Raw genomic sequence first — 26399 nt, 5'->3', positions numbered from 1 at the left:
CTCGATGGAAGCCTTCACGACTCACAAGGGCATCGGCGTCCCGCTGCGACGTTCCAATGTCGATACCGACCAGATCATCCCCGCGGTCTACCTCAAGCGGGTGACCCGAAGCGGTTTCGAGGACGGACTGTTCGCCGGGTGGCGCGCCGATCCCGGTTTCATTCTGAACACGGAGCCGTACGACAAGGCCACAGTTCTGGTCGCGGGTCCCGACTTCGGCACCGGATCGTCGCGTGAGCACGCGGTGTGGGCGCTGTCCGACTACGGATTCCGTGTCGTGATCTCGTCTCGCTTCGCCGACATCTTCCGCGGGAACGCGGGAAAGGCCGGTCTGCTCGCTGCTCAGGTCGAGCAGTCGGACGTCGAATTGCTGTGGAAGGCGCTCGAGGAGCAGCCCGGTCTGGAAATTGTCGTGGATCTCACGTCGCGGACCGTGAGTGCCGGAACTCTGGTGGTGCCCTTCGCCATTGACGACTACACGCGGTGGCGTCTGCTGGAGGGTCTCGACGACATCGGACTCACATTGCGCCAGGTAGAGGCGATTTCCGAGTTCGAAAAGTCAAGGCCGTCTTGGAAACCTGCTACGTTGCCTGCACGCGCAGCGGGGGAGAACGCGTAGGGGCGCTAAGCACATCGGAAGCCGGAAACGGGTTGCCACGCCGTGAGAAAGCCATGAGAATTGGCGTGGCACATAGACTCTTGCCCGTTTCCGGTTTACCGTGTTTGCTAGTCGGTCCGTCAATTGGGCCATTGGTTTGTGGAGGAATCATCCAATGAACAAAGCAGAGCTCATTGATCAGCTGACCGAGAGGTTGGATTCGGATCGACGCAGCGCGACCGACGCGGTCGAGCACATCGTCGACATCATCGTCCGCGCGGTCCACGCCGGAGAGAACGTCACCATCACCGGATTCGGTGTCTTCGAGCAGCGTCGGCGTGCGGCCCGTGTCGCTCGCAACCCGCGCACCGGTGAGACCGTGAAGGTCAAGCCGACGTCCGTGCCCGCGTTCCGGCCCGGCGCCCAGTTCAAGGCTGTCATCGCAGGCAAGCAGAAGCTGCCCTCGTCCGGCCCGGCCGTGAAGCGTGGCTCGGCCGCTGCTGCTCCGGCGAAGCGCGCCGCAGCCAAGAAGACCGCAGCGAAGAAGGCTGCGCCCGCGAAGAAGACGGTCGCGAAGGCCGCTCCCGCGAAGAAGACCACCGCGGCCAAGAAGACCACCGCCACCAAGGTGACCGCGGCGAAGAAGACCACTGCGGCCAAGAAGACCACCGCCACCAAGGCGGCGCCGGCCAAGAAGGCCGCCGCCACCAAGGCGACCGCGGCGAAGAAGACCACCGCGGCCAAGAAGACCACTGCCACCAAGGCGGCACCGGCCAAGAAGACCACCGCCACCAAGGCGACCGCCGCGAAGAAGGCGGCCCCCGCCAAGAAGGCTCCGGCCAAGAAGGCGCCCGCCAAGAAGGCTCCGGCCAAGAAGACCACCGCGCGCAAGCGGTAGTCACCGAAATCCGAAAAGAGGGTGTCGACGGGAAACCGTCGACACCCTCTTTTCGTTCGTGAGTTGGTGGCGGGCCCGCGAAGTGCCTCGGCGCTTCAGCGCCTCAGGATTCGGGCAGTGCGCTGCTGATGTGGCTGGCGTCGACGAGCAGGCCACCCGAGAGTGAGAGCACCCACGTACTGCCCTTGCGGTTGCGGGCCGCGGGAAGCGTGATCCCATCTCGATCGGCCCACCACTGCAGCAGATCCGGGATGACGCGACCCTGGCTGCAGATCACCTGTACGCCTCCGCGCGCCGCGATCTTCCGTACGAGCGCCTGTGTGCTCGCTGGGTCCTCTCGGTACGATTCCTCGCTCAGTGCCGGCTCCTGCGTGATCTCTGCACCGATGTCGCGGGCCAGCGGCTCGACTGTCTGGACACATCGCGTCCGGTCCGCCGAGTGGATCTCGGTGGCGCCGAACGCCTGGAGGAGCGCCGACAGGCCCTCGGCCTGTGCGCGACCGACCTTGTCGAGGGGGCGGGTGGTGTCGTCGCCCTTGTAGGTGCTGCGCCGGCCTGCCTTGCCGTGCCGGACGACGAGGACGGTCGAGGTGTCGGCGGGTGCCTGCAGGAACTTTCGGGTCACCTTCTCGTCGACCTGGTACGACAGGGAGTTGATTACCTCGTCGGGGGACATCCAGCGCAACTCGTCGACCTCGTCGTTGGGCACGAAGTCGCCGTGTTGCGCCTCAGCGGCCCAGTAGTCGACGCGTTTGCGCCGCCGATGACCCGGTACGAGGTACGAGACGCGAGCGACGTGCCGTCCCAACTGGACCCGCATGCCCGTCTCCTCCTCGACCTCCCGTCGAGCCGCGACGACCGGGATCTCACCAGGGTCGAGCTTGCCCTTGGGGAAAGACCAGTCGTCGTACTTGGGCCGGTGGATGAGAGCGATCTCGATCTCGTACGGGTCCGTTGGGGATTTGCGCCACAGCACTGCGCCTGCCGCAAAGATGTTGGCTTTCACAGCGGCCGACTTGTGGCTGGATCTGTCCGATGTCGAGCCCACGGGTTCCCCTTCGATAGCCGGTTCCTACGCCCCGCTGGTCCGGCGGCTGCGGATCATTTCCTCCTGGTGTTCGCGCACCCGTTCGCCCCGAGCAGGCGAGGCCGCCCAGTGCCCGTCCTCCTGGAGGACCCAGCACCGCGTCGTCGGATCGAGCGCGGACTCGAACATCCCGTCCAGTTGCCGCGTCAGTCGCGGATCCTTGACCTGAGCCATCACCTCGACGCGACGATCGAGATTGCGGTGCATCATGTCGGCGCTACCGATCCAGAACTCGTTGGCGCCCTCGAAGTGCATGACGCGCGAATGCTCGAGGAAACGACCCAGAATCGACCGGACCTCGATGTTCTCGCTCAGCCCCAGGACACCCGGCCGGAGGGCGCAGATGCCGCGGACCACGACCTGGACGGGCACGCCCGCCTGCGACGCCCGGTACAGCGCGTCGATGACCTGCTCGTCGACGAGGGCGTTGGCCTTGAGCCGGATTCGCGCGGATCGGCCGGCGGCCTTGTGATCGATCTCGCCGTGGATCCGATCCACGATCCCTTGCCGAACCCCGTGCGGTGCAACGAGCAGGTTGCGGTACTCGGTCTTGCGTGAGTACCCGGTCAGTGTGTTGAACAGGTCGGTCAGATCGGCGCCGATCTCGGGTGCGGCGGTGAGCAGCCCCACGTCCTCGTACAACCGTGCGGTCTTCGGGTTGTAGTTGCCCGTCCCGATATGGCAGTAACGACGGATCGTCGAGCCTTCCCGGCGGACGACGAGACATGTCTTGCAGTGGGTCTTGAGGCCGACCAGTCCGTAGACCACGTGCACGCCCGCCTGCTCCAGCTTGCGCGCCCACTTGATGTTGGCCTGCTCGTCGAAGCGGGCCTTGATCTCCACGAGCGCGACAACCTGCTTGCCCGCCTCCGCGGCGTCGATCAGCGCGTTCACGATCGGGGAATCGCCGGACGTGCGGTACAGGGTCTGCTTGATCGCGAGCACCTGCGGGTCCGCCGCAGCCTGCTCGATGAACCGCTGGACGCTGGTCGAGAAGGAGTCGTACGGATGCTGCACGAGGATGTCGCCTTCGCGCAGGGTCGAGAAGACGCTCTTCGGGGTTTCGCGTTCACCGAATGCCGGGTGGGTGGCCGGGACGAACGGTGCGTCCTTGAGATTGGGGCGATCGACGCCGTAGACCTGCATCAGGCACGACAGGTCGAGAAGTCCGGGAACCTGGATGACGTCGCCCGGATTGACATCGAGTTCGCGCAGCAGCAGCTCGAGCATGTGCTCGGTCATGTCGTCGGCGACCTCGAGGCGAACGGGAGATCCGAAGCGCCGCCGGGCAAGTTCGCGCTCGAGGGCCTGGAGGAGATCTTCGTCCCGGTCCTCCTCGACCTCGAAGTCGGCGTTGCGCGTGATGCGGAAGGCGTGATGCTCCACGATTTCCATGCCGGGGAACAGCACGTGCAGGTGCGCCGCGATCAGCGTCTCCATCGGAAGGAACGCCGGAATCCCGGACGGCGACCCGGTGCGGTTGACCCGCACGAACCGATCCACGTTGTCCGGCACCTTCACTCGAGCGAAGTGCTCGCCGCCGGTCGAGGAGTCCTTCACCGTCACCGCGAGGTTCAGACTCAATCCGCTGATGTACGGGAACGGATGGGCGGGATCGACCGCGAGTGGGGTCAGGACCGGAAACACCTGATCGTTGAAGTACGCCGAGAGCTTGGCGGCTTCCTCGAGGTCGAGATCGGCCCACCGGATGATCGAGATGCCCTCTGCAGCCAGCAGTGGGAGGAGATCCCCGAATGTGCGGGCGTGGACTTTCGCGATCTCCTGGGAGCGTTCGGTGATCAGTGCCAACTGCTCTCGCGGAGTCAGTCCGTCCGCTGAGCGCACGGACAGTCCCGTCTCGTCGCGGCGCTTGAGGCCGGCCACCCGAACCATGTAGAACTCGTCGAGATTCGAGGCGAAGATCGCGAGGAACTTCGCGCGTTCGAGCAACGGCAGCGACGGATCCTCGGCGAGCGCGAGCACACGCGAGTTGAAGTCGAGCCAGCTCAGTTCGCGGTTGAGGTACCGGTCGTCGGGGAGCGGGGCAACCGATCCGTCCACGGACGGGGGCGTCGCGGCGGGGAGTGGTGTCGGGATGACCGGCAGGTGTCCGGCGACCGGGACCGCCACGTTGTTCGACTCCTCGTTCGCTGTCGCCTGCACCGTCTTACGTCTCGCGCCCTCGCCGTTGTTCACGGGTCGATCATCCCCCAGATCGCGATCGCGCGACAATCCGGCGCGGCCTGTTGAATGAATTCTCAACGACAGGGAGACGAACCGTGTCGGTTCATCGACCGCAGCACACCGGTCGTCGCCGGACCGGGTCCGAGTGCGGCCGCGGCGGCGAGGTCGTCGGGGGTGTCCACGTCCAGGCGAAGGCCCGGCCAGATCCCCTCCAAAGCCGTAGCACCGGAATCGATGTGACGCCTCGCCGAGTCCTCGCCGAAGAGCGGGACGAGGTCGTCCGCCGCGACGATCAGGGCGGCCGTTCCCGTCCCGTGGTGATCGACGACGACCGCCCGCCGCATGCGCCGCGAAGCCGCCAGTGCGTCGGTGAGTTCGGGCCCCGTCAGGCACGGTAGGTCACCCTGCAGTGCGACCACCCGGCCCGACCGAACGGTCCGTGACGCGGCCGCGAGAACCTGGTTGAGGTCGTCGTCGCCGCGGTCGGGGAACACCGCCGCGCCGAGGTCGGCGGCGGCCGACGCGACCAGAGCATCGGGGGTGATCACGGTGACGCCGTCGACCGCCTCGGACGAGAGTGCCGCGGCCACGGTGTCGCGGACCATCGCCAAGGTCAGTGTCGCCCGCTCGTCGGCGCTCAGGTACGGGCCCAGGCGACTCTTCGCGTGGCGCAGATCCTTCACGGCGATCAACACGTGGGCACGCGCAGCCTGCTGGGGTGCGGGGGCGGCGCTCATGTGGCCATCCTGCCAGCATCGGGATCGGTGACGTCGGCGTGGTTCGTACGGGACCGAACGGCGCGGCCGGTACTAGTGTCGTCTTCACACAGCAGTCGGGAGGTCGGAGGGCGCATGGTGAAGGCGGCGGTACTGGGTGCGGGATCATGGGGCACGGCTTTCGCGAAGGTGCTCGCGGACGCCGGGACCGATGTCACGATGTGGGCGCGTCGGCCCGAGGTCGCTGCGGCGATCACCGAGACGCACGCCAATCCGTTCTACCTCGACGGCATCGAACTTCCCGCAGCCCTGACCGCGACCAGCGACCACGCGGCTGCGCTCTCGGGTGCCGACCTGGTCGTCCTCGCCGTCCCATCGCAGTCGCTTCGGGAGAACCTCGCCGTCTGGGCGCCGCTCGTCGAACCGGACTCGACGCTGCTGTCCCTGGCGAAAGGCATCGAATCGGTCACCCTCCAACGGATGAGTCAGGTGATCGGCGAGGTCGTCGGCGCATCCGATGACCGGATCGCGGTTCTGTCGGGGCCCAACCTGGCACGTGAGATCGCGAGCGGGCAACCCTCCGCGACAGTCATCGCCTGCACCGATCACGAGCGAGCCAAGGACGTTCAGAAGGCTTGTGCAACAGGATATTTCCGTCCCTACACCAACACCGACGTCGTCGGATGCGAGATCGGCGGCGCCTGCAAGAACGTGATCGCACTCGCCTGCGGCATGGCGTCCGGAGTCGGCTTCGGTGAGAACACCAACGCGTCGATCATCACCCGGGGACTCGCCGAGATGATCAGGCTCGGTGTCGCGCTCGGCGCCAACCCCGCGACACTGGCCGGGCTCGCGGGCGTCGGCGACCTCGTCGCGACTTGCTCGTCGCCGCTGTCCCGGAACCGGACGTTCGGCGCCCACCTCGGACAGGGTGGGACCCTCGCCAGCGCTCAGGCCGCGACCAACGGTCAGGTCGCCGAGGGTGTGAAATCGTGCACATCGGTGCGAGCGCTGGCGCAGCAGCACGGGGTCGAGATGCCGCTGACCGAGGCGGTGCATCGCGTCTGCCACGAGGGATTGTCGGTGCGCGAGGCCGTTGGGCTGCTGCTGGGGCGACGCATCAAACCCGAATGAGGCGTGACCTGCCGGAATGACGCGCGGGGCCCGTCGACGCTAGGGTTTCCGAGTGAACAATCCTCGTACCCGGGTCGCGGTGGTCTTCGGTGGCCGCAGCAGCGAGCACTCGGTGTCCTGTGTGTCCGCCGGAAGTGTGCTCCGCAATCTCGACCCCGAGGTCTACGAGGTGGTGCCGATCGGCATCACGCACGACGGCTCCTGGGTGCTCGGTGAATCCGATCCCGCCGCCCTCGTCATGGACGGGCGTGCGCTCCCGACGGTGGACGCGTCGGGATCGGCGCTGACGCTCACCGTCGACCCCACCCGTGGCGGCGACGTCGTCGCGCTCGACTCCGAGCAGGCAGGGCAGGTGCTGGCCTCGGTCGACGTCGTGTTCCCGGTCCTGCACGGTGCATACGGCGAGGACGGCACCATCCAGGGAATGCTCGAACTCGCCGGGCTGCCGTACGTCGGACCGGGTGTCCTCGCGAGTGCCGCGGGCATGGACAAGGAGTTCACGAAGAAGCTCCTCGCCGCCGAGGGCCTGCCGATCGGACACCAGGTCGTCCTGCGACCGGGCGTCGTGACGGTGTCCGAGCAGGACCGGGAGGTGCTCGGGCTGCCCGTGTTCGTCAAGCCCGCGCGCGGCGGTTCCTCGATCGGCATCACCCGAGTCACGACCTGGGACGGACTCGACGCCGCGATCGCGCACGCCCGGGCTCACGACCCGAAGGTCATCGTCGAAGCCGCCATCGTCGGCCGCGAGGTGGAGTGCGGCGTCCTCGAGTTCCCCGACGGGTCGGTCCGCGCCAGCGTGGTCGCGGAGATCCGGATGCCCGAGCTGACCGAGGACGACGGCGCCTTCTACGACTTCGACACCAAGTACCTCGACGACATCTGCGAGTTCGACGTCCCGGCCAAGCTCGACGACTCCGTCGCCGACGAGATCCGTGCGATCGCCGTGAAGGCCTTCGCCGCACTCGACTGCCAGGGCCTGGCGCGGGTCGACTTCTTCGTCACCGACAACGGTCCGGTCATCAACGAGATCAACACGATGCCCGGGTTCACGTCCATCTCGATGTTCCCTCGCATGTGGGACGCCGCAGGCGTCGACTACCGCACGCTGGTCGCCACGCTCGTCGACACCGCGCTCGCGCGCGGAACCGGCCTGCGCTGACGCTCCTCGCCGCGGCCGGGAAGCCGGCCGCGGCGAGTGCTGTCAGGAGCCGGGCGTCGGAGTGACGACGGGAAGCGGAGCCGGGTCGATCGGCTTCGCCTCGAGCGCGCCGGCGAGCGCGTCCGATGCGTCCTGCAACGGTGTCGGGCCCAGACCGTGCGGCACGGTCAGCGCCACGTAGACGCCACGATCGACGGCGAACCAGGTGCTGGCGTCAAAGCCCTCGTCACCGGGCACCTCGAACCACTGCACCCCGTTCACGACCTGCAGCGCGCTGGCGGCGTCGAACTCCGCAGGCCGGTCGAGGCCACACCGCAACACGATCTCCTGCGCATCGACGGACTGCCACGCCGCGGCGCCGTCGGGTGCGGGATCGACGAGCTCGGCACGCTCGAAATCGCCGAGGCGGTCCGGGACAGCGTCGATCAGTGCGGTGCACTCGGCCGACGTCGCGGCGGGCGCCGGGACTGTCCCGAGAGCGACAGGGTCGAGGGTGGGGTTGCGATTCGCGAGGACCGCTGCGACGACGATGCCGACGACCAGCGCAACGGGCAGTGCGACCGCCACGGCGATCAGGGCGGGACTGCGGCGGGTGTCGGGGTCTGATGCCGGACTGTCGGCGGTAGGAGTGGTGTCGGGTTCGGAGGTGTTCACGATGCTGTTCTGTGCCGTTCGTTCACTGGGGTCGGGTGGTCGGCGGGGGTCACGCTCGCGCGGGAACCTCGCAGGTCAGGGTCCTGGTGATGCCCGCAACCTGCTGGATTCCGGTCAGGGCCGGGGACGACCCGGGGTCGCCGTTCCCGTCGATCCGCACGACCACGTCGTAGGGGCCGACCACGTTCTCCGCGGTGATCACTCCGGGCAACTGCCGGATCCGCTCGGCAATCGTCGTGGCCTTGCCCACCTCGGTCTGGATCAGGATGTATGCCTGCGCCACCGCCAGGTCCCTTCCCGGCCCAGCACGTCGCGGTCTCGGTAGAGTCGCGATGGCCCTGGTCCGTTTCTCGGCCGGGTCTTGTCCCGGTCGATTCCCAGGGTACCGCGACAGATTTCTACGAAAGGTCCGTCATCGACACCCCCGATTCCGCCCGCGACCCCCGCCAGGCCGACGCCACCGTCGCGGACATCGGCGAGTTCGCCGTGATCGACCGCGCGGTGTCCGGACGGTCCCAGCCGGACACGACCCTCCTCGGTCCGGGCGATGACGCGGCCGTCGTTCGGGTCGCGGACGGCAGGGTGGTGGTGTCGTCGGACATGCTGGTGCAGGGCAGGCACTTTCGCCTGGACTGGTCGACACCGGAGCAGGTCGGACGAAAGGCTGTGGCGCAGAACGGCGCCGACATCGTCTCGATGGGCGCCTGGCCCACCGCGTTTCTCGTCTCCTTCGGTTGCCCGCCCGATACGCCGGTCGCGGTGGCGGACGCGCTGACGGACGGAATCTGGTCCGAGGCGTCGCGTCTCGGTGCGGGTGTCGTCGGGGGAGACACCGTGCAGTCCGACCAGATCGTGTTGTCGATCATGGTTCTGGGGGACCTCGGCGGACGTGACGCGGTGCTGCGGTCGACGGCGCGCGTCGGTGACCAGGTGGCGGTGGCGGGTCGGCTCGGATGGTCGGCCGCAGGACTGGCTGTCCTGGTGGCGGGAGTCGACGGGCATGCCGAAGTAGTTGCTGCACATCAGGTCCCGGATCCGCCTTACTCGTGCGGCCCGTCCGCGGCAGAGTCGGGTGCCACGGCGATGACGGACGTCTCGGACGGCCTGCTCGCCGATCTCGGTCACATCTGTGCCGCGTCCGGTGTGCAGATCGACCTCGATCTCGCTGCGCTCGAACCGGATCCGCCGCTGCACGCGGCGGCAGCGGACCTCGGAACCGACCCGATCGTGTGGGTCCTGACCGGGGGAGAGGACCACGCTCTCGCGGCCACGTTCCCACCGGACGTCGACCTTCCGGACGGCTGGCGTCGCATCGGCGTCGTCGCGGGCGGTACGGGTGTTCACGTCGGCGGCCGGGAATGGACCGGTCCGGTCGGCTGGGAGAGTTTCGGCCCGGCCGACTCCCGCTAGGGTGAGCACCCATGTCGACTACATTCCCCGTCGCTGCGCTCGTCCGGCCCCACACCGGGAACGCGTGATGGCGCCGCGTCCACTCGCCGAACTCGTCGACCCCGGATGGGCGACGGCGCTCGAACCGGTCGCCGGACGGATCTCCGAGCTGGGGGAGTTCCTCCGCGACGAGGTCGCGGCCGGTCGTGGTTACCTCCCGGCCGGCGAGAACGTCCTGCGCGCCTTCGCGCAGCCCTTCGACGACGTCCGGGTCCTCGTCGTCGGGCAGGACCCTTATCCCACACCGGGCCACGCTGTCGGACTGAGCTTCTCCGTCGCCCCCGACGTCCGGCCCGTCCCGCGGAGCCTGGTGAACATCTACACCGAGCTCGGCACCGACCTCGGTCTGCCGACTCCGTCGAACGGAGACCTCACGCCGTGGGCGCAGCAGGGGGTGCTGCTGCTGAACAGGGTGCTGACCGTGCAACCCGGTCAGGCCGCGTCACATCGACGCAAGGGCTGGGAAGACGTCACCGAGCAGGCGATCCACGCCCTCGTCGCCCGTACCGACCCGAGTGGGGTGAGGCGTCCGCTCGTCGCGATCCTGTGGGGTCGTGATGCGGCGACACTGAAGCCGATGCTCGGAGACACCCCGTATGTGGAATCCGCGCACCCGTCGCCCCTGTCCGCTTCTCGCGGCTTCTTCGGGTCGAGGCCCTTCAGTCGCGTCAACAAGCTCCTCGAGGAGATGGGCGAGAAGCCCGTGGACTGGCGACTGCCCTGACCGCCTTTCGCTGGTGTGAACTGGAACGGTCAGGCCCTGAGAGGGCCTGACCGTTTCGTTCACAGCGTCACTGCGGGTGTCAGCGGGAGGCGGCGAAGTCGGGGCGACGCTTCTCGACGAAGGCGTCGACGCCTTCGCGGCCGGTGGGACCTGCCGCTGCTGCCGAGATGGACGCAGCTTCGGCATCGAGCTGATCCGACAACGTCGAACCCCCGGACCTGGCGAGCAGTGCCTTGATGCCCGCGTACGAACTGGTCGGGCCTGCCGCGAATCCTGCAGCGACCTTCAGTGCCTCGTCCTTGACCGCGTCGTCGGCGACGAGCCGGCTGAGGATGCCGAGCCGAACGGCCTCGTCCGCATCGATGATCGTGTCGGAGAGGATCAGTTCGGCCGCTTTCCGGGCACCGACGATGCGCGGCAGTGTGAACGACATCCCGCCGTCGGGCGTGAGGCCGACACCGGGGTACGCCGCGCGCAGCTTCGTCGATTCGCCGCCGATCGCGATGTCGGCCGCGCACGCCAGGCTCATCCCGGCACCGGCCGCCCAACCCTGTACTGCGGCGACGACAGGGACGGTGGTGGCCGCGAGAAGTCGAACGAAGTCGTGCAGCCGGTTGGCGATGTCGAGGAGGAAGGCGGCGCGATCGGGTGCCCCGGCGAAGTCCCGGACATTGCCGCCTGCGCAGAAGTTCGCGCCGTCGCCGACGAGCAGCACCGCGCCTGCCGCGATCTCCCCGGCCGCGAGTGCGCGCAGCGCAGCCGTTCCCTCGTCCACGCAGTCGAAGTCGAGAGCGGTGCCGTTTGCTGCGGTGGCGATGGCGATCCGGAGGACGTCGCCGTCGAGGCCGACATGGCTGAAGCCGTCGAGTGTAGTCACTTCAGCACAATAACGAAGCACCGCAAACGACTGATGCCCGGCACCATGAGGTGCCGGGCATCAGTCGTGATGATAGAGAAGATCAGGCGCGGACGACCTTGCCTGCCTTGAGGCAGGAGGTGCACACGTTGAGCTTCTGGCGCGTACCGGATCCGACCTGGGCCCGGACAGTCTGAATGTTCGGGTTCCAGCGACGGTTGGTACGCCGGTGCGAGTGCGAGACCGACTTACCGAAGCCGGGTCCCTTGGCGCATACGTCGCAGACGGCAGCCATAGTCGCGAACTCCTTGATGTGATGCGGATGGATTCAGTTGCGAACACGGAACACTGACGTGACCCGTGCCAGGCAACCCTGCCAGATTAGCCGGAACAGTGCCGAATGACCAAACCGGTGGTGCGTGACACTTCGCGGTGAGCGAGCTGACAAAGCCTGCGGCTAATCTTGCGGCACCGACAATACCGAAGAAGGGCGGAGGGACGGAACCGAGGTGCTCGAAGCGCTGCAGAGGGTGGACGGTGAGGCGTTACGCCGCTGGGCGGGTATCTGCGTCGACGGTCTGACCAGCCGCTGCGAGGACATCAATCGGCTCAACGTGTTTCCCGTACCCGATTCGGACACCGGTACCAACCTCCTGTTCACCATGCGTGCCGCAGCGGACTCGGCAGCGTCGGCCGACGGGTCCGTCGCCGACGTGGCCGCCGCGCTCGCACGCGGTGCGGTCGCGGGAGCGCGGGGCAACTCGGGTGTGATCCTGTCGCAGGTTCTCCGGGGTATCGCCGACGTCGCGCGCATCGGACACCTGGACGCCAGGACGGTGTGTACGGCGCTCGACCAGGCGACAGTCCTGGCGACCGACGCGATCAGCATCCCGGTCGAAGGGACGATCGTGACGGTTCTCCGCGAGGCGGCGGTGGCGGCGAGCGCATGCCCGCGCGACACCGATCTCGCGGGAGTCGTGTCGGCGGCCGCGTCGGGAGCCGCAGCAGCGCTCGCCCACACGCCCACCCAACTCGCGGAACTCGGCCGCGCAGGAGTCGTCGACGCAGGCGGTTTGGGTCTCGTCGTGATCCTCGACGCCCTGGTGGGTGTCGTCACGGGGGTGACACCCGATCGCTCCGGCCTCACTCTCGTCGCGCAGGTGGACGTCGACGCGGGACCCGAACACGACACCCACGGTCACGGTCACGGCCACGGAACGACTCACGACTCCACACAGCACACCCTCGACTACGAGGTCATGTACCTCGTGGGGGACACGGACGAGGCCCGCGTCGCGGAACTGCGCACGCGACTCGGCGAAGTGGGTGACTCGGTGATCGTCGTCGGGGACGGCGACGGATCCTGGTCGGTCCACGTGCACTGCCACAACGCCGGTGCCGCCGTCGAAGTGGGGCTCGCCGCCGGGCGGGTCCACGACATCAGGATCGACTGCTTCGCGCTCGACCTGGTCCGGGGTGACACCGGTTCGGCGGTGTCCGTGCCGGGCCGCCGCTGCATCCTCGCCGTCGTGGCGGGTGACGGGGCGGCCGAGCTCTTCGCTTCCGAGGGAGCGGAGGTGATGCGGTGCGACGAGCAGGTCACACCCGAGAAATTGCTCGACGCGATCCGGCAGCTGAGCTGCACCGAGGTGCTCGTGATGCCGAACGGGGCATTGCCCGCGCAGGAACTGTTGACGGTCGGCGCGCTCGCTCGCGACGACCGCCGCTCCGTGTTGTTGCTGCCCACGTCGTCGATGGTGCAGGGCCTGGCCGCGCTGGCCGTGCACGACACCCGCCGCCCCGCCGTGGACGACGGGTTCGCGATGTCGGAGGCAGCGGCGTCGACGCGATGGGGGTCGGTTCGAGTCGCGCAGGAGCGGTCGCTGACGTTGATGGGCACCTGCGAGGCGGGGGACGGGCTCGGACTGATCGGGCACGAGGTCGTGGTCATCGCCGGTGATGCGGTCGAGGCGGGCCGCAGGCTTCTCGACCAGGTGCTCGGCGTCGGCGGCGAACTGGTGACGCTGCTGATCGGGGCGCAGGCGCCGCACGGGCTCGGTGACGCGCTCGCCGACCACGTCTCGAACAACCACCCGGGAGTCGAGGTGCTCGTCTACCCCGGCGGGCAGGACACCGACCTCGTCCAGGTGGGTGTGGAGTGACCCGCGCCGGGTAGCTGCCCGGGAACACGTCGGTGCCGAGGAGTAGGACTGTGCCTGTGAGCGGAGAGACGAACCCATGGCAGCGCTGAGCGACCGCCTCGACCACCTGCTCGGTGCGAAGGCTGCGGAGCCGTTGGCCGCCGACTTCGACATCCACACGGTCGAGGACCTCCTTCGGCACTACCCGAACCGGTACGCGACGCAGGGTGCCGAACTGGGTGAGAAGAAGCCGCCCGAGGGCGAGCACATCACGATGGTCGCGACCGTCGTGAAGGCCGACGTCGTCTCGTTCAAGAGCCGTAGCGGCAAGATGCTCCGCACCGTCCTGTCTTCGGACACGCAGCGCGTCGAGGCCACCTTCTTCAATCCGCACAAGGTCGCGCACGCGATCAAGCCGGGTGTTCGGGCGATGTTCTCGGGCACCGCCAAGTACTTCCGCGAGCAACTGCAGCTGACCCACCCCAGCTACCTGATCCTGCCGACCGGGGACGGTGAACCGACCATCGGTGGGCGGGTCCGCGGGTCCGGGGAACTCGCAGGCATGGCCCGTAGCACCCAGGACGAGGATTCCGGGATCGACATGGAGATCTTCGATCGGGAACTGATCCCGATCTATCCCTCCACCAGGGACGTGGAGACCTGGACGATCGCGCGCTGCGTGCGGCAGGTGCTCGACCAGCTCGACGTCGTCCCCGACCCACTGCCCGAGGCGACCCGTGGGGATCTGGACCTGATCGGCCTGGACGAGGCACTGCGTCTCGTTCATCAGCCGGAGACCAAGAACGACGTCGAGCGCGCCCGGGAGCGGCTGCGCTTCGACGAGGCAGCGGCGTTGCAGCTGGTGCTCGCGCAGCGCAGACATGCCGTCGACGAGCGCGTCGCACCCTCGTGCCCGCCCCGGGCGGGCGGTCTCGCGGCCGCCTTCGACGCCGAGTTGCCGTTCACCCTCACCGATGGTCAGGTCGCGGTGGCCGAGGAGATCTCGGCCGACCTCACGCGTCCCCACCCGATGAACCGGCTGCTGCAGGGCGAGGTGGGTTCGGGAAAGACCATCGTTGCCCTGCGGGCGATGCTGCAGGTGATCGATGCGGGCCATCAGTGCGCGCTCCTCGCTCCGACGGAGGTGCTCGCAGCGCAGCACGCCCGCTCGATGCGCCGGATGCTGGGTGACCTCGCGACGGCCGGGGAACTCGGAGCGGCCGACCACGCGACCAGGGTCACGCTGCTGACGGGGTCCATGTCGACCGCGGCGAAGCGTGCCGCGCTCAACGAGGCGCTGGTCGGCGACGCGGGCATCGTCATCGGCACGCACGCCCTGATCCAGGACAACGTCGAGTTCTTCGACCTCGGGATGGTCGTCGTCGACGAGCAGCATCGCTTCGGCGTGAAGCAGCGTGACGCGTTGCGAGGCCGGGCGCGCGACGGCTCCAGCCCCCACGTCCTGGTGATGACCGCGACCCCGATCCCGCGAACGATCGCGATGACGGTGCTCGGCGACCTGGAGACCTCGACGCTGCGCGAGTTGCCGCGGGGCCGGTCGCCGATCGTCAGCAACGTGGTCTCCGCGTCCGACAAGCCGGCGTGGGTGGACCGGGCGTGGGCCCGAATCTGCGAAGAGGTCGCCGAGGGCAGGCAGGCGTACGTCGTCTGCTCGCGGATCGGAGACGGCGACGACGACGGGGACGGCGAGTTCGCGGACCTCGATCTCGACGAGTTCTTCGCCAAGGGCAAAGCGCCGGAGCCCGCGCCGCGGCCCAGTGCGAGCAAGGCGAAGAAGAAGCAGGGAGACGCACCGCAGACGGCGGCCGCCGTCGCCGTGTACGAGCAGTTGCAGGCAGGCCCGCTGGCATCTGTCGGAGTGGGCCTGCTGCACGGCAGGTTGCCGTCCGACGAGAAGGACGCCGTGATGGGAGCCTTCAACGCAGGCGACATCGACGTCCTGGTCTGCACGACGGTCGTCGAAGTCGGTGTCGACGTGCCCAACGCGACGGTGATGGTGATCCTCGACGCCGACCGCTTCGGTGTCAGCCAGCTGCACCAGTTGCGAGGTCGCGTCGGCCGTGGTGCCCATCAGGGTCTGTGCATTCTCATCACGGGATCGCGGCCCGAGTCGCCCGCGTACCGGCGACTGAGCGCTGTGGCCTCGACGAACGACGGTTTCGAGCTCGCGCAACTCGATCTGGCGCAGCGGCGGGAGGGCGACGTACTCGGCGTCGCGCAGTCGGGTGCCAGGTCCACGCTGCGACTGCTGTCGTTGCTCGACCACGAGGACGTCATCGAGACGGCCCGCGCGTTCGCTCACCGCGTCGTCGCGGAGGATCCGGAGCTGACGCGGCATCCGGGGCTGGCGTCGATGGTGACCGCCGGACTGGACGCGAAGGGCGTCGAATACCTCGACATGTCGTAGGCCCGGAAAACCTCACCGCGCCCGGCGTCGTTTTGTGCGGTCAGGGACGGTAGCGTGACTGCATCGTTACAGGTGTCCGAACGTGCGGGAGATTCCCGGATGTTGGAACGCGGTACCTCCCGCGTCCTGAAAGCAAGGGTAGTTTTCAGCGATGTTCTCAAAAGTTCTGGTTGCCAATCGCGGCGAAATCGCGATTCGGGCATTCCGTGCCTCCTACGAGCTGGGCGCGGGAACAGTGGCCGTCTTTCCGTACGAGGACCGCAATTCGGTCCACCGGTTGAAGGCCGACGAGAGTTATCAGATCGGTGAGCAGGGCCACCCGGTGCGGGCGTACCTGTCGATCACCGAGATCGTGTCGGCCGCCAAGAAGGCGGGTGCCGACGCGATCTATCCCGGCTACGGCTTCCTCTCGGAGAATCCCGACCTCGCGGCCGCCTGTGCCGCCGAGGGCATCACCTTCGTCGGGCCGTCGGCGGAGATCCTGGAACTGACCGGAAACAAGGCCCGCGCGATCGCCGCCGCGAAGGCCGCAGGCCTGCCGGTCCTGGAGTCGTCGGCGCCGTCCGCCGACGTCGACGAACTGCTCGCCGCGTCGGAATCGATGGAGTTCCCGATCTTCGTCAAGGCCGTCGCGGGCGGCGGAGGTCGCGGTATGCGACGCGTCGCCGAGCGCTCCCAGCTGCGGGAGTCGATCGAGGCCGCCGCACGCGAGGCGGAGTCCGCGTTCGGTGATCCGACGGTGTTCCTGGAGCAGGCGGTCGTCGATCCCCGTCACATCGAGGTCCAGATCCTCGCCGACGGTGAGGGCAACGTCATCCACCTGTTCGAGCGTGACTGCTCGGTCCAGCGACGGCACCAGAAGGTCATCGAACTGGCACCGGCGCCGAACCTGCCGGAGGAACTGCGGCAGAAGATCTGCGCGGACGCCGTCGCGTTCGCCAAGCAGATCGGGTACTCGTGCGCGGGCACCGTCGAGTTCCTCCTCGACACCCGTGGCAACCACGTCTTCATCGAGATGAACCCGCGCATCCAGGTCGAGCACACGGTCACCGAGGAGATCACCGACGTCGACCTGGTGCAGGCGCAGTTGCGCATCGCATCCGGCGAGACGCTCGAAGACCTTGGCCTGAGCCAGGATTCGATCACCATCCGCGGCGCGGCGCTGCAGCTGCGGATCACGACCGAGGATCCCGCGAACGGGTTCCGTCCCGACACCGGCCGCATCACCGGCTACCGCACGCCGGGTGGTGCGGGTGTCCGTCTCGACGGCGGCACCATGGTGGGCGCAGAGGTCGGCGCCTACTTCGACTCGATGCTCGTGAAGCTGACCTGCCGCGGACGCGACCTGCCCGCGGCGGTCGCCCGTGCCCGTCGTGCCGTCACCGAGTTCCGCATCCGCGGTGTCGCAACGAACATCCCGTTCCTGCAGGCGGTTCTCGACGACCCGGACTTCCGCGCAGGCAAGGTCACCACCTCGTTCATCGAGGAGCGTCCGGAACTGCTGACCTCCCGCGCCTCCGCGGACCGAGGCACCAGGATCCTGCGTTACCTCGCGGACGTCACGGTGAACAAGCCGCACGGTGACCGGCCGTCGACGGTGTACCCGCACGACAAGCTCCCCGTGATCGACCTCAAGTCGCCGCCGCCTGCCGGATCGAAGCAGCGACTGCTCGAGCTCGGACCGGAGGGCTTCGCGGCCGCACTGCGCAACCAGGACGCGCTCGCCGTCACCGACACCACCTTCCGCGACGCACACCAGTCGCTCCTCGCGACCCGGCTGCGGACCCGAGACCTGCTCACCGTCGCCGGTCACGTGGCCCGGATGACGCCCGAGCTGCTGTCGGTGGAGGCGTGGGGCGGTGCGACCTACGACGTGGCGTTGCGGTTCCTGCACGAGGATCCGTGGGAGCGGCTCGCGGCGATGCGCGAAGCGATGCCGAACATCTGTCTGCAGATGCTGCTGCGTGGGCGCAACACCGTCGGCTACACCCCGTACCCGGAGACGGTGACCCGGGCGTTCGTCAAGGAAGCGACCGCGACCGGCGTCGACATCTTCCGGATCTTCGACGCCCTCAACAACGTGGACCAGATGCGTCCCGCGATCGACGCGGTCCGCGAGACCGGTACCGCGGTCGCCGAGGTCGCGTTGTCGTACACCGGTGACCTGTCGAACCCGAACGAGAACCTCTACACCCTCGACTACTACCTCAAGCTGGCCGAGCAGATCGTCGATGCAGGCGCCCACGTCCTCGCCATCAAGGACATGGCGGGTCTGCTGCGCGCGCCCGCCGCGGCCACGCTGGTGACGGCGCTGCGGAAGAACTTCGACCTCCCGGTGCACGTGCACACCCACGACACCCCCGGTGGTCAGCTCGCCACCTACCTGGCCGCCTGGCAGGCCGGTGCGGACGCCGTCGACGGCGCCAGCGCGGCGATGGCGGGCACCACCAGCCAGCCCGCGCTGTCGGCGATCGTCGCAGCCGCCGCGCACTCTCCGCGCGACACGGGCCTCGACCTGCAGGCCGTGTGCGACCTCGAGCCGTACTGGGAGGCGCTGCGAAAGGTGTACGCGCCGTTCGAGTCCGGGCTGCCCGCACCGACCGGCCGCGTCTACACCCACGAAATCCCCGGTGGTCAGCTGTCGAACCTGCGTCAGCAGGCGATCGCACTCGGCCTAGGCGACCGGTTCGAGGAGGTCGAGGCGAAGTACGCGGCCGCAGACCGGATGCTCGGCCGGCTCGTCAAGGTGACCCCCTCGTCGAAGGTCGTCGGCGATCTCGCCCTGCACCTCGTCGGAGCGGGCGTTTCGACGGACGAGTTCGCGGGCAACCCTGCCGGTTTCGACATTCCCGACTCGGTCGTCGGATTCCTGCGGGGCGAACTCGGCACCCCGGCCGGTGGGTGGCCGGAGCCGTTCCGCACCAAGGCCCTCGAAGGTCGCGGCGCCGCGAAGCCGGAGACTCCGCTCACCCCGGCTGACGAAGCCGGTCTGGTCGGAGCGCCCGAGGGTCGGCGCGCCACGTTGAACCGGTTGCTGTTCCCGGGCCCGGCAAAGGAATTCATCGAGCACCGCGACAAGTACGGCGACGTGTCGCGCCTGTCCGCGAACCAGTTCTTCTACGGGCTGCGCCGCGGTGAGGAGCATCGGGTGCAACTCGCTCCGGGTGTCGAACTGCTGATCGGCCTCGAAGCGATCTCGGACGCCGACGAACGCGGCATGCGCACGGTCATGTGCATCCTCAACGGTCAGTTGCGGCCGGTGTCCGTGCGGGACAGGTCCATCGCCAGTGAGGTCCCCGCCGCGGAGAAGGCGGACCGAGGGAATCCGGGTCACATCGCGGCGCCGTTCGCCGGCGTGGTCACACTCGTCGTCGCCGACGGTCAGAAGGTTGCGGCCGGCGACACCGTCGCGACCATCGAGGCGATGAAGATGGAGGCCGCGATCACCGCGACCCGCGGTGGCACGGTCTCACGGCTTGCGATCGGACCCGTTCAGCAGGTCGAGGGCGGCGACCTGCTCGCGGTCATCTCCGTCGTTGCAGCGGAGGAGGACGGCCCGCAGTGACACCGTTCGCCGCGGCGGGCCGCGCAGTGACACCGTCCAGGGCGCCGAGGTGACCCGGATCGTGGCCGGCGCCGCAGGCGGGCGCCGGCTGCGGGTGCCTCCCCAGGGCACCCGTCCGACGTCCGAGCGGGTTCGCGAGGCACTCTTCAACGCCCTGGCCGCGCGGATGGACCTGGACGGTGCCCGCGTACTCGATCTCTATGCGGGTTCGGGAGCGCTAGGGCTCGAAGCGCTTTCGCGCGGCGCGGGTTACGTACTCATGGTCGAGTCGAATGCGCGCGCGGCCGCGATCGTGCGGGAGAACATCACAGTGGTCGGGCTGGCGGGCGCGGTCGTGACGACCGCGCCCGCGGCCGCCGTCGTCGCGGGTACCGCCGACGGTGAATACGACATCGTGATGCTCGACCCGCCGTACGCGTTCGAGGGTGACGAACTCACCTCGGTCCTGACAGATCTCGCCGCGAAGGGCTGGGTCGGGGAAGGGTCACTCGTCGTGGTCGAGCGGGCCACCCGATCGCCGGAAACGGTGTGGCCGGACGGATTCGAGGTCGAACGGTCACGCCGGTACGGCGACACCCGCGTCGAGATCGCCTGTTACGGTCTGCAGTCATGAGCAGTGCGGTCTGCCCCGGATCCTTCGACCCCGTCACCAATGGTCACCTCGACGTGATCGCTCGCGTGGCGGTGCAGTTCGACGAAGTCGTCGTCACCGTGGTCGTCAACCCCAACAAGCAGGGGATGTTCACGATCGACGAGCGTCTCGCCATGCTCCGCGAGGCGGTGGCCGACCTGCCGAACGTGCGCGTCGACTCGTGGCAGGGCCTGCTCGTCGACTATGCGACCGCGAACGGCGCGAGCGCGATCGTCAAGGGACTGCGCGGCGCGAACGACTTCGACTACGAACTCCAGATGGCGCAGATGAACCACAAGCTCACCGGCGTCGACACCCTGTTCGTGGCCACCAACCCGCGCTACAGCTACCTGTCCAGCTCGCTCGTCAAGGAGGTCGCCAAGTACGGCGGCGACGTCGCGGACATGCTGCCTCCGCACGTGCACGAGGCCCTGCTGGCCCGGATCACCGAGCTCAAGTCCGCCGGCTAGACGGTCGTCACGCCGGCTCGCTGATCACGCCGACGTGACGCACCGTCCCGGACAGGCCCGGCAGTTCCTGCACGGGCGACCACGTGCGCAGGCCGTCGGTGCTGTCCGAGTAGAGGTACTTTCCCTCGGTGTAGGCGTCGAGGTAGATCCGCCAGGCACCGTCCGGTAGCTGGACCACGGCGGGTCCCTCCACGAAGGAACCCCAGTCGCCGGGCGGGACGAAGGAATACGGGCCCGTCACCGACGGCGCGACCGCATGCTCGACGACCTTCTTCGTCTCGTTCTTCGTGAACGCGTGATAGGTCGATCCGACCTTGACCACGGTGGTGTCGATGTGGTCGGCGCCGATCCCGGCGAGCGGGACCGGCGGGCTCCACAACCGGAGCGACGGGTCCAGCGCCGTCATCAGGTACGGCACGAATCCGCCGCCCGTCGACATCGACAGAATGACGTTGACGCGGTCGCCGTCGACGAACCATTCGGGTGCCCAGGCCTTCGTGGTGAACGGCGACAGCGATGGTCCGTCACTGAACCCGGCCGATCCCGAGGAACCGGGCGGGCTCGCCGAGCCCGTACCGTCGCCCGTGCCGGGAAGGAAGGCGCAGCAGAACGGGACCGGCCAGGACCCCAGATAGGTCCAGTTGATCCGGTCGCTGCTGCGGGCGAAGCCGATGTTCGCCCCGTCCACCGTCGTGTAGGTGACGTAGTAGAACCCGTCGGTGTGCCGGAAGATGCTCGGGTCACGCATCAGTCCCGACGGGGGCCGATATGCCGACAGTCGGAGTGCTTGGAATTCCGTACCGTCCGCCGACTCGTACACGTCCATGTCGCGGTCGCTGGTGTTGCTGAACGCCACCATCGTGTAGCGCCGGTCCGGTGGTGCGGCGCCACTGCTGCCCGGAGTCGCGACCAGCAAACTCGCAGCCGTGAGCAACACCATCGACATGACGGACAGGCCCTTGCGTGTGGCTGGCATCACACCTGCAGTATCGGTGACGACGGACGCATCAGGCGTGATATCGGCCACGGGTGTGGCGGATCGTTACCCCGGACCTCGACACATCTGCGCGCCGGTGGGCGTGGCGTCACGCCGCACTCGCAGGCTGCGGCACTATTGACGGGTAAGTGGATGTCGATGATTGGGGTGTGGCGTGTATCGCGTATTCGAGGCACTCGACGAGCTTGTCGCGATCGTGGAAGAGGCCCGCGGCGTGCCGATGACCGCGGGCTGCGTCGTCCCCCGCGGTGACGTGCTCGAACTGCTCGACGACGTACGGGACGCCATCCCAGGTGAGTTGGACGACGCGCAGGACGTGCTCGACCACCGCGACAAACTGGTCGGCGACGCCCGCACCCACGCGGAGAAGATGGTCTCCGGCGCGACCGCCGAAGCGGACGAGACCCTGTCGAGTGCCAGGCACGATGCCGACCGGATCCTCGCCGACGCGAAGGACAAGGCCGACCGCATGGTCGCGGAGGCGCAGGCGCACGCCGAACAACTCGTCGCGGACGCGCAGGACGAAGCCGAGCGGACCGTCGAGGACGGGCGTCGGGAGTATCAGGACGTGACGGGTCGGGCAGCCGCGGAAGCGGATCGGATGGTCGAAGCCGGACGCGCGGCGCAGGAACGGTCGATCGCAGAGGGGCAGGCCGAACAGGATCGCCTGGTGTCGCAGGCGGAGGTCGTGCAGGCCGCGCACGCCGAGTCGGCGCGGGTGATCGACGCGGCACACGCCGAGTCGGATCGACTGCGCGGCGACTGCGACCTCTACGTCGACAACAAGCTCGCCGAGTTCGAGGAGTTCCTCACCGGCACAATCCGGTCGGTGGGACGCGGACGGCAGCAGTTGCGCACCGGGTCCGGCGTGCCCACCTACGACGAACCGGACGAGCGCCGGACCGAACGGCGTCGCTGACGACGATGCCTCCGCTCCGGCCCCCGTCCGGTGGTTCAGGCTCCGCGGGCGCGGGTGGGTGTGACCGCCTCCGCCGCCGACAGTGCGCCGGGCGCCGACGCGCGGCGGCGTCGGCGGATCGCCTTCTCCGCCTCGACGACGACAGGAACGATCAGCGCCCACCCCAGGCACACGAGCCACTGACGACCGGTCAGTGACGTCGTCATCAGCAGGTCCTGGAGGAATCCCAGTTCGACCGCGAGGACCGTCACCACGACCGGCACCGTCAGGATCTTCAGCGCACCCAGCACGGGGGCGGTGATCCCGGAATCCGGATCGCGCCGCATGACCAGGCCGGCCATGATCGACGCGAGTGACATCACGACGAACGCCATCGTCATCGGCACGTTCGCCTCGGTGGTACTCAACTCGCCGGGGGCGAGCAGCAGCACGGCCAGTGTCACGGCGAACTGCAGTACCCCGTACGCCATCCACTGCGTGAACGCCGCCCGGTTCGCGATCGGCAGTTTGGGATCTCGGGGTGGTTTGGCCATCAGGTTCGGTGCGGGTGGGTCGAGCATCACCACGATCACGGGGAACAGCGTGATGAAGAAGTGCTGGAACAGCACCATCAGGGGCGTCAGCGCGACCCCGTCGTTGATGTCGAAGATGCTCGCTGCGAGAAACAGCAGGACCAGCGAGAACAGTTTCGACATCTGGTACCGGATGTACGAGACGACCTTGTCGTAGATGCCGCGACCCAACCGGATCGCGGTGATCAGCGTCCCGAAGTTGTCGTCGGTGAGGATCATCTTGCCCGCCTGCTTGGTGACCTCACTTCCGGAGCCCATCGCGACGCCGATGTCGGCCTTCTTGAGAGCGGCGGCGTCGTTGACGGCGTCACCCGTCATCGCGACGACCGCGCCGCCGCGCTGCATGAGATCGGCCAGTCGCAGTTTGTCCTGCGGTGTGACGCGTCCGAACACGTGAAGGTCCGGAAGCCGTTGCACCAGTTCCTCGTCGCTCATCGCCTGCAGTTCGGTCCCGCCGATGGCTCCGGGACCGAGGCCGAGTTCGGCGCCGATCGCCGAGGCGGTGATCGCGTGATCGCCGGTGATCATGCGGACGTCGATCCCGGCTTCGTGGGCGGTGCGCACCGCCTCGGCCGCCTCGGGTCGGAGCGGGTCGATGATGCCGACCATGCCGATGAAGGTGAGGTCGTTCACGAACGACATCGGATCGGCGGTGACCGCCGTCTCCTGCCCGTCGACGTCGCGGGCGGCGAACGCGAGCACGCGCAGTCCCTTCTCCGACATCGATCGGTTCGCCGCATCGATCTCGGCGCGGACCGTGTCGAGGGGTACGGACCGCCTGCCGGGCAGGAAGGCATGGGTGCACCGATCGAGGACCACGTCCGGGCCGCCCTTGACGACACCGACGAATCGGGTGTCGCCCTCGGCCTCCAGGTGGTGGTAGGTCGCCATGAACTTGTACGCCGAGTCGAACGGGACCTCCGCGACGCGGGGGTACTTCCTGCGGGTCAGCGGCGCGTCGACGCCCATCTTCGCGGCCAGCACGACCAGCGCGGCCTCGGTCGGATCACCGACCACCGCGCCCGCATCGGACACTGTCGCATCGCTGTCCAGGCACAGGCCGTACGCCAGCATGGTGAAGTCGGGGACCGGCTCGCCCGCAGCTTGGGTGATCGCGCCCTTCTTGTCGTAGCCCTCGCCGTCGACGGCGTACCAGCGGGTGTGGAAGTACAGGGACCGCACCGTCATCTGGTTCATCGTGAGGGTGCCGGTCTTGTCGGAGTTGATGGCGCTCGTGGCTCCGAGGGTTTCGACGTCGGTGAGGTTCTTGACGACCGCCTTCGCGTCGGCGAGTTGACGTGCCCCGTACGCGAGCATCGCCTGGACGAAGGTCGGCAGGCCGGTCGGGATGGCGGAGATGCCCATCGAGATGCCGAGGAGCAGGACGGTCGAGACGGACTGGCCGCGGACGACACCGATGACGACGATGATCGCGACCGCCACCCAGGCGACCACGCCGAGAACCTTGGTCAGCGAGTCCAGTTCGCGCTGCAGTGGTGACTTGCTCGGCGCGACAGCGGACAGCATCGACGCGATCCGGCCCATCTCGGTGTGCATCCCGGTTTCGGTGACCACGATGGTCGCGGTGCCGCGGGTCACCGAGGTGTTCTGGAACACCATGTTGCTGCGGTCGCCGAGCGGCACGTCGGCGTCGGGCAGCGTCGCGGGATCCTTGGCGATCGGCGCACTCTCGCCGGTGAGCGCCGCCTCCTGGGTCTCGAGGGTCGCGGACCGGAGCAGTCTGCCGTCCGCGGGAACGATGTCGCCCGCTTCGAGTTCGACGATGTCCCCCGGGACGAGGGACGTCGCATCGAGTTGGATCAGCGTGCCGTCGCGGATCACGCGTGCCTGTGGTGTCTGCATCCGCGCGAGCGCGTCGACGCTGGCGCGAGCCTTGAGTTCCTGCTGGGTGCCGAGCACGACGTTGAGCAGGACGAGCGCGGCGACGACGATCGCGGTCGGCACCTCGCCGATCGCGACGCTGACGGCGGCCACGGCCACCAGCATCAGATTCATCGGGTCGCGCAGCTGCCGAAGTGCGGTCGACCACATCGACGGCGAGGGTTCGGCGGCGATCTCGTTGACGCCGTAGCGGCTGGCGCGGTCCGTCGCGTCGGCTGTGGTCAGTCCCGAGTCCGGGTCCGACGTCAGGGCCGACACCACGGTGTCGGCGTCCTGTGCGTGCCACGGCGGGGGAGCCTCCGCGTCGGCGGATGCCGACGGAGTGTGGTCGGTGATGGACATGATCTGGTGCTCCTCGGACGGGATCAGCGAGGCGGATCGTGTCGCCCCGCGGCGGGCAGATCAGAACGGGCTGGGAATCCACCGCAGCGGTTGCCGAGGAGGTTCGTAGTCGCCGGCGGGTTGACGCTTCGGCAACGTGACCTTGCGATGTTTCAGCGGTTCGTAGGGCACCTGGTCGAGGAGGTGGCTGATGATGTTCAGCCGTCCGCGCTTCTTGTCGTCTGTGTCGACGAGGTACCACGGCGCCCATCCGGTGTCGGTCATCCGGAACATGTCGTCGCGGGCCCGGGAGTAGTCGTACCACCTGCTGTACGACTCGAGATCGAGGTCGGAGAGCTTCCACCCCTTGCGTGGATCGTCGATTCGGCTCTGCAGCCGCAGCGTCTGCTGCTCCTCGCTGACCTCGAGCCAGTACTTGAGCAGGATCACGCCCGATTGGACGATGGTGCGCTCGACCTCGGGGATCACCTCGAGGAACTGGACGGCCTGCTCCTCGGTGCAGAAGCCCATGACCCGTTCGACGCCCGCGCGGTTGTACCAACTTCGGTCGAAGATGACGACCTCACCCGCCGCGGGCAGGTGCGGAATGTAGCGCTGGATGTACATCTGCGACTTCTCCCGCTCGGTCGGCGCGGGCAGCGCGATGACGCGGAAGACCCGGGGGCTGACGCGCTCGGTGATCGCCTTGATGACCCCGCCCTTGCCTGCGGTGTCACGGCCCTCGAACACGATGCAGACCTTCGCCCCGGAGGACTTGACCCATTCCTGCATGGCAACCAGTTCCGCGTGCAGCGGTTCGAGCAGATGGCGATATTCCTTGTATTTGAGGTGCTCGTCGGTCTGGTCCGCGCCGGGTCCGATCAGTTCGCCGTCCGCCTCCGGTGGAGTGTCGCCGTGCTTCTTGCCGCCATGCTTCTTGCCGCCCTGCTTGCCCACCGGACCACCGCCTCGACGTCGACTGGGGACATCTTCC

22 protein-coding genes are annotated in these 26399 nt (G+C 68.1%); 12 read left to right on the top strand and 10 right to left on the bottom strand.

The genetic code is table 11. The features are described 5' to 3' along the window. Window positions 1-4: 4 nt before the first annotated feature. Together leuD and FFS72_RS16355 are read left to right on the top strand one after the other, a co-directional pair. On the top strand, window positions 5-619 hold the full coding sequence (gene leuD / locus FFS72_RS16360; protein WP_137874932.1) for a 3-isopropylmalate dehydratase small subunit: 615 nt from the start codon (window positions 5-7) through the stop codon (window positions 617-619). Between the two features lie 154 nt (window positions 620-773). Further along, window positions 774-1496 carry an HU family DNA-binding protein gene (locus FFS72_RS16355; protein ID WP_137874931.1) on the top strand — a complete coding sequence of 241 codons (723 nt, stop codon included), beginning with the start codon at window positions 774-776 and terminating at the stop codon, window positions 1494-1496. Between the two features lie 103 nt (window positions 1497-1599). Here the strand turns inward: FFS72_RS16355 and FFS72_RS16350 are convergent, their stop codons facing one another. From FFS72_RS16350 to cofC, 3 genes are all read right to left on the bottom strand, one after another. Then, window positions 1600-2544, bottom strand: coding sequence for an NUDIX hydrolase (locus tag FFS72_RS16350; protein WP_137874930.1), 945 nt, complete (start codon window positions 2542-2544; stop codon window positions 1600-1602). Window positions 2545-2568: 24 nt separating this feature from the next. Continuing rightward, window positions 2569-4713: an RNA degradosome polyphosphate kinase gene (locus FFS72_RS16345; protein WP_349303997.1), complete on the bottom strand. Its 2145-nt coding sequence runs from the start codon at window positions 4711-4713 to the stop codon at window positions 2569-2571. A gap of 128 nt (window positions 4714-4841) precedes the next feature. After that, the gene (cofC, locus tag FFS72_RS16340; protein WP_137874928.1) at window positions 4842-5504 is read right to left on the bottom strand and encodes a 2-phospho-L-lactate guanylyltransferase; all 663 of its coding nucleotides are present in this window, start codon (window positions 5502-5504) and stop codon (window positions 4842-4844) included. A gap of 114 nt (window positions 5505-5618) precedes the next feature. Between cofC and FFS72_RS16335 the strand changes: the two genes are divergently transcribed. Next, on the top strand, window positions 5619-6617 hold the full coding sequence (locus FFS72_RS16335) for an NAD(P)H-dependent glycerol-3-phosphate dehydrogenase (RefSeq protein ID WP_137874927.1): 999 nt from the start codon (window positions 5619-5621) through the stop codon (window positions 6615-6617). A 52-nt stretch (window positions 6618-6669) separates the two neighbouring features. Then, window positions 6670-7776, top strand: coding sequence for a D-alanine--D-alanine ligase family protein (locus tag FFS72_RS16330; RefSeq protein ID WP_137874926.1), 1107 nt, complete (start codon window positions 6670-6672; stop codon window positions 7774-7776). Between the two features lie 42 nt (window positions 7777-7818). Here the strand turns inward: FFS72_RS16330 and FFS72_RS16325 are convergent, their stop codons facing one another. After that, the gene (locus FFS72_RS16325; protein ID WP_137874925.1) at window positions 7819-8430 is read right to left on the bottom strand and encodes a DUF3515 domain-containing protein; all 612 of its coding nucleotides are present in this window, start codon (window positions 8428-8430) and stop codon (window positions 7819-7821) included. A gap of 49 nt (window positions 8431-8479) precedes the next feature. Further along, window positions 8480-8713: an Lrp/AsnC ligand binding domain-containing protein gene (locus FFS72_RS16320; RefSeq protein ID WP_137874924.1), complete on the bottom strand. Its 234-nt coding sequence runs from the start codon at window positions 8711-8713 to the stop codon at window positions 8480-8482. A 203-nt stretch (window positions 8714-8916) separates the two neighbouring features. Between FFS72_RS16320 and FFS72_RS16315 the strand changes: the two genes are divergently transcribed. Together FFS72_RS16315 and FFS72_RS16310 are read left to right on the top strand one after the other, a co-directional pair. Further along, on the top strand, window positions 8917-9840 hold the full coding sequence (locus FFS72_RS16315; protein ID WP_349303996.1) for a thiamine-phosphate kinase: 924 nt from the start codon (window positions 8917-8919) through the stop codon (window positions 9838-9840). Between the two features lie 67 nt (window positions 9841-9907). After that, on the top strand, window positions 9908-10603 hold the full coding sequence (locus FFS72_RS16310; RefSeq protein ID WP_137874922.1) for a uracil-DNA glycosylase: 696 nt from the start codon (window positions 9908-9910) through the stop codon (window positions 10601-10603). 79 nt (window positions 10604-10682) lie between these two features. On the opposite strand, the gene FFS72_RS16305 is transcribed toward FFS72_RS16310, so the two are convergent. Continuing rightward, complete coding sequence (locus FFS72_RS16305; RefSeq protein ID WP_137874921.1) at window positions 10683-11480, bottom strand: enoyl-CoA hydratase/isomerase family protein; 798 nt, start codon at window positions 11478-11480, stop codon at window positions 10683-10685. A gap of 82 nt (window positions 11481-11562) precedes the next feature. Further along, on the bottom strand, window positions 11563-11754 hold the full coding sequence (rpmB, locus tag FFS72_RS16300; RefSeq protein ID WP_007536895.1) for a 50S ribosomal protein L28: 192 nt from the start codon (window positions 11752-11754) through the stop codon (window positions 11563-11565). A gap of 214 nt (window positions 11755-11968) precedes the next feature. On the opposite strand from rpmB, the gene FFS72_RS16295 reads away from it, so the two are divergent. From FFS72_RS16295 to coaD, 5 genes are all read left to right on the top strand, one after another. Further along, window positions 11969-13621 (top strand): DAK2 domain-containing protein, encoded by a 1653-nt coding sequence (locus tag FFS72_RS16295; protein WP_137874920.1) that lies wholly within the window; start codon window positions 11969-11971, stop codon window positions 13619-13621. A gap of 76 nt (window positions 13622-13697) precedes the next feature. Further along, the gene (recG, locus tag FFS72_RS16290; protein WP_137874919.1) at window positions 13698-16028 is read left to right on the top strand and encodes an ATP-dependent DNA helicase RecG; all 2331 of its coding nucleotides are present in this window, start codon (window positions 13698-13700) and stop codon (window positions 16026-16028) included. Window positions 16029-16179: 151 nt separating this feature from the next. Beyond that, a complete protein-coding gene (locus tag FFS72_RS16285; RefSeq protein ID WP_137874918.1) occupies window positions 16180-19593 on the top strand; it encodes a pyruvate carboxylase in 3414 nt (1137 codons plus the stop codon). A 49-nt stretch (window positions 19594-19642) separates the two neighbouring features. After that, window positions 19643-20206, top strand: a complete 564-nt coding sequence (rsmD, locus tag FFS72_RS16280; RefSeq protein ID WP_137874958.1) for a 16S rRNA (guanine(966)-N(2))-methyltransferase RsmD — start codon at window positions 19643-19645, stop codon at window positions 20204-20206. Beyond that, window positions 20203-20694, top strand: coding sequence for a pantetheine-phosphate adenylyltransferase (gene coaD, locus FFS72_RS16275; protein ID WP_137874917.1), 492 nt, complete (start codon window positions 20203-20205; stop codon window positions 20692-20694). Before rsmD ends, coaD begins: the two co-directional genes overlap by 4 nt. A gap of 7 nt (window positions 20695-20701) precedes the next feature. Here the strand turns inward: coaD and FFS72_RS16270 are convergent, their stop codons facing one another. Then, window positions 20702-21670, bottom strand: coding sequence for a glycoside hydrolase family 43 protein (locus tag FFS72_RS16270; protein ID WP_171018713.1), 969 nt, complete (start codon window positions 21668-21670; stop codon window positions 20702-20704). A 175-nt stretch (window positions 21671-21845) separates the two neighbouring features. Here FFS72_RS16270 and FFS72_RS16265 point away from each other — a divergent pair, with 175 nt between their 5' ends. Then, the gene (locus tag FFS72_RS16265) at window positions 21846-22610 is read left to right on the top strand and encodes a DivIVA domain-containing protein (protein WP_050067083.1); all 765 of its coding nucleotides are present in this window, start codon (window positions 21846-21848) and stop codon (window positions 22608-22610) included. A gap of 35 nt (window positions 22611-22645) precedes the next feature. Here the strand turns inward: FFS72_RS16265 and FFS72_RS16260 are convergent, their stop codons facing one another. Next, entirely contained in the window at window positions 22646-25426 is a 2781-nt protein-coding gene (locus tag FFS72_RS16260) for a cation-translocating P-type ATPase (RefSeq protein ID WP_137874916.1), read from the bottom strand. A 60-nt stretch (window positions 25427-25486) separates the two neighbouring features. Further along, window positions 25487-26290: a polyphosphate kinase 2 gene (ppk2, locus tag FFS72_RS16255; RefSeq protein ID WP_137874956.1), complete on the bottom strand. Its 804-nt coding sequence runs from the start codon at window positions 26288-26290 to the stop codon at window positions 25487-25489. Window positions 26291-26399: the final 109 nt, after the last annotated feature.

This window comes from Rhodococcus sp. Q (genome assembly GCF_005503035.1).
Taxonomy (GTDB): Bacteria; Actinomycetota; Actinomycetes; order Mycobacteriales; family Mycobacteriaceae; genus Rhodococcus_G.
Note: the sequence above shows the minus strand (reverse complement) of the source record. Positions and strands in the feature narration are given on the sequence as shown.

What these genes read in the sequence shown, in the direction of transcription:
- FFS72_RS16310 (WP_137874922.1), top strand. Translation starts at nt 9,908, where the DNA reads ATGGCGCCGCGTCCACTCGCCGAACTCGTCGACCCCGGATGGGCGACG.
- FFS72_RS16355 (WP_137874931.1), top strand. Translation starts at nt 774, where the DNA reads ATGAACAAAGCAGAGCTCATTGATCAGCTGACCGAGAGGTTGGATTCG.
- FFS72_RS16270 (WP_171018713.1), bottom strand. Translation starts at nt 21,670, where the DNA reads ATGCCAGCCACACGCAAGGGCCTGTCCGTCATGTCGATGGTGTTGCTC.
- rpmB (WP_007536895.1), bottom strand. Translation starts at nt 11,754, where the DNA reads ATGGCTGCCGTCTGCGACGTATGCGCCAAGGGACCCGGCTTCGGTAAG.
- recG (WP_137874919.1), top strand. Translation starts at nt 13,698, where the DNA reads ATGGCAGCGCTGAGCGACCGCCTCGACCACCTGCTCGGTGCGAAGGCT.
- coaD (WP_137874917.1), top strand. Translation starts at nt 20,203, where the DNA reads ATGAGCAGTGCGGTCTGCCCCGGATCCTTCGACCCCGTCACCAATGGT.
- leuD (WP_137874932.1), top strand. Translation starts at nt 5, where the DNA reads ATGGAAGCCTTCACGACTCACAAGGGCATCGGCGTCCCGCTGCGACGT.
- FFS72_RS16260 (WP_137874916.1), bottom strand. Translation starts at nt 25,426, where the DNA reads ATGTCCATCACCGACCACACTCCGTCGGCATCCGCCGACGCGGAGGCT.
- FFS72_RS16335 (WP_137874927.1), top strand. Translation starts at nt 5,619, where the DNA reads ATGGTGAAGGCGGCGGTACTGGGTGCGGGATCATGGGGCACGGCTTTC.
- FFS72_RS16285 (WP_137874918.1), top strand. Translation starts at nt 16,180, where the DNA reads ATGTTCTCAAAAGTTCTGGTTGCCAATCGCGGCGAAATCGCGATTCGG.
- cofC (WP_137874928.1), bottom strand. Translation starts at nt 5,504, where the DNA reads ATGAGCGCCGCCCCCGCACCCCAGCAGGCTGCGCGTGCCCACGTGTTG.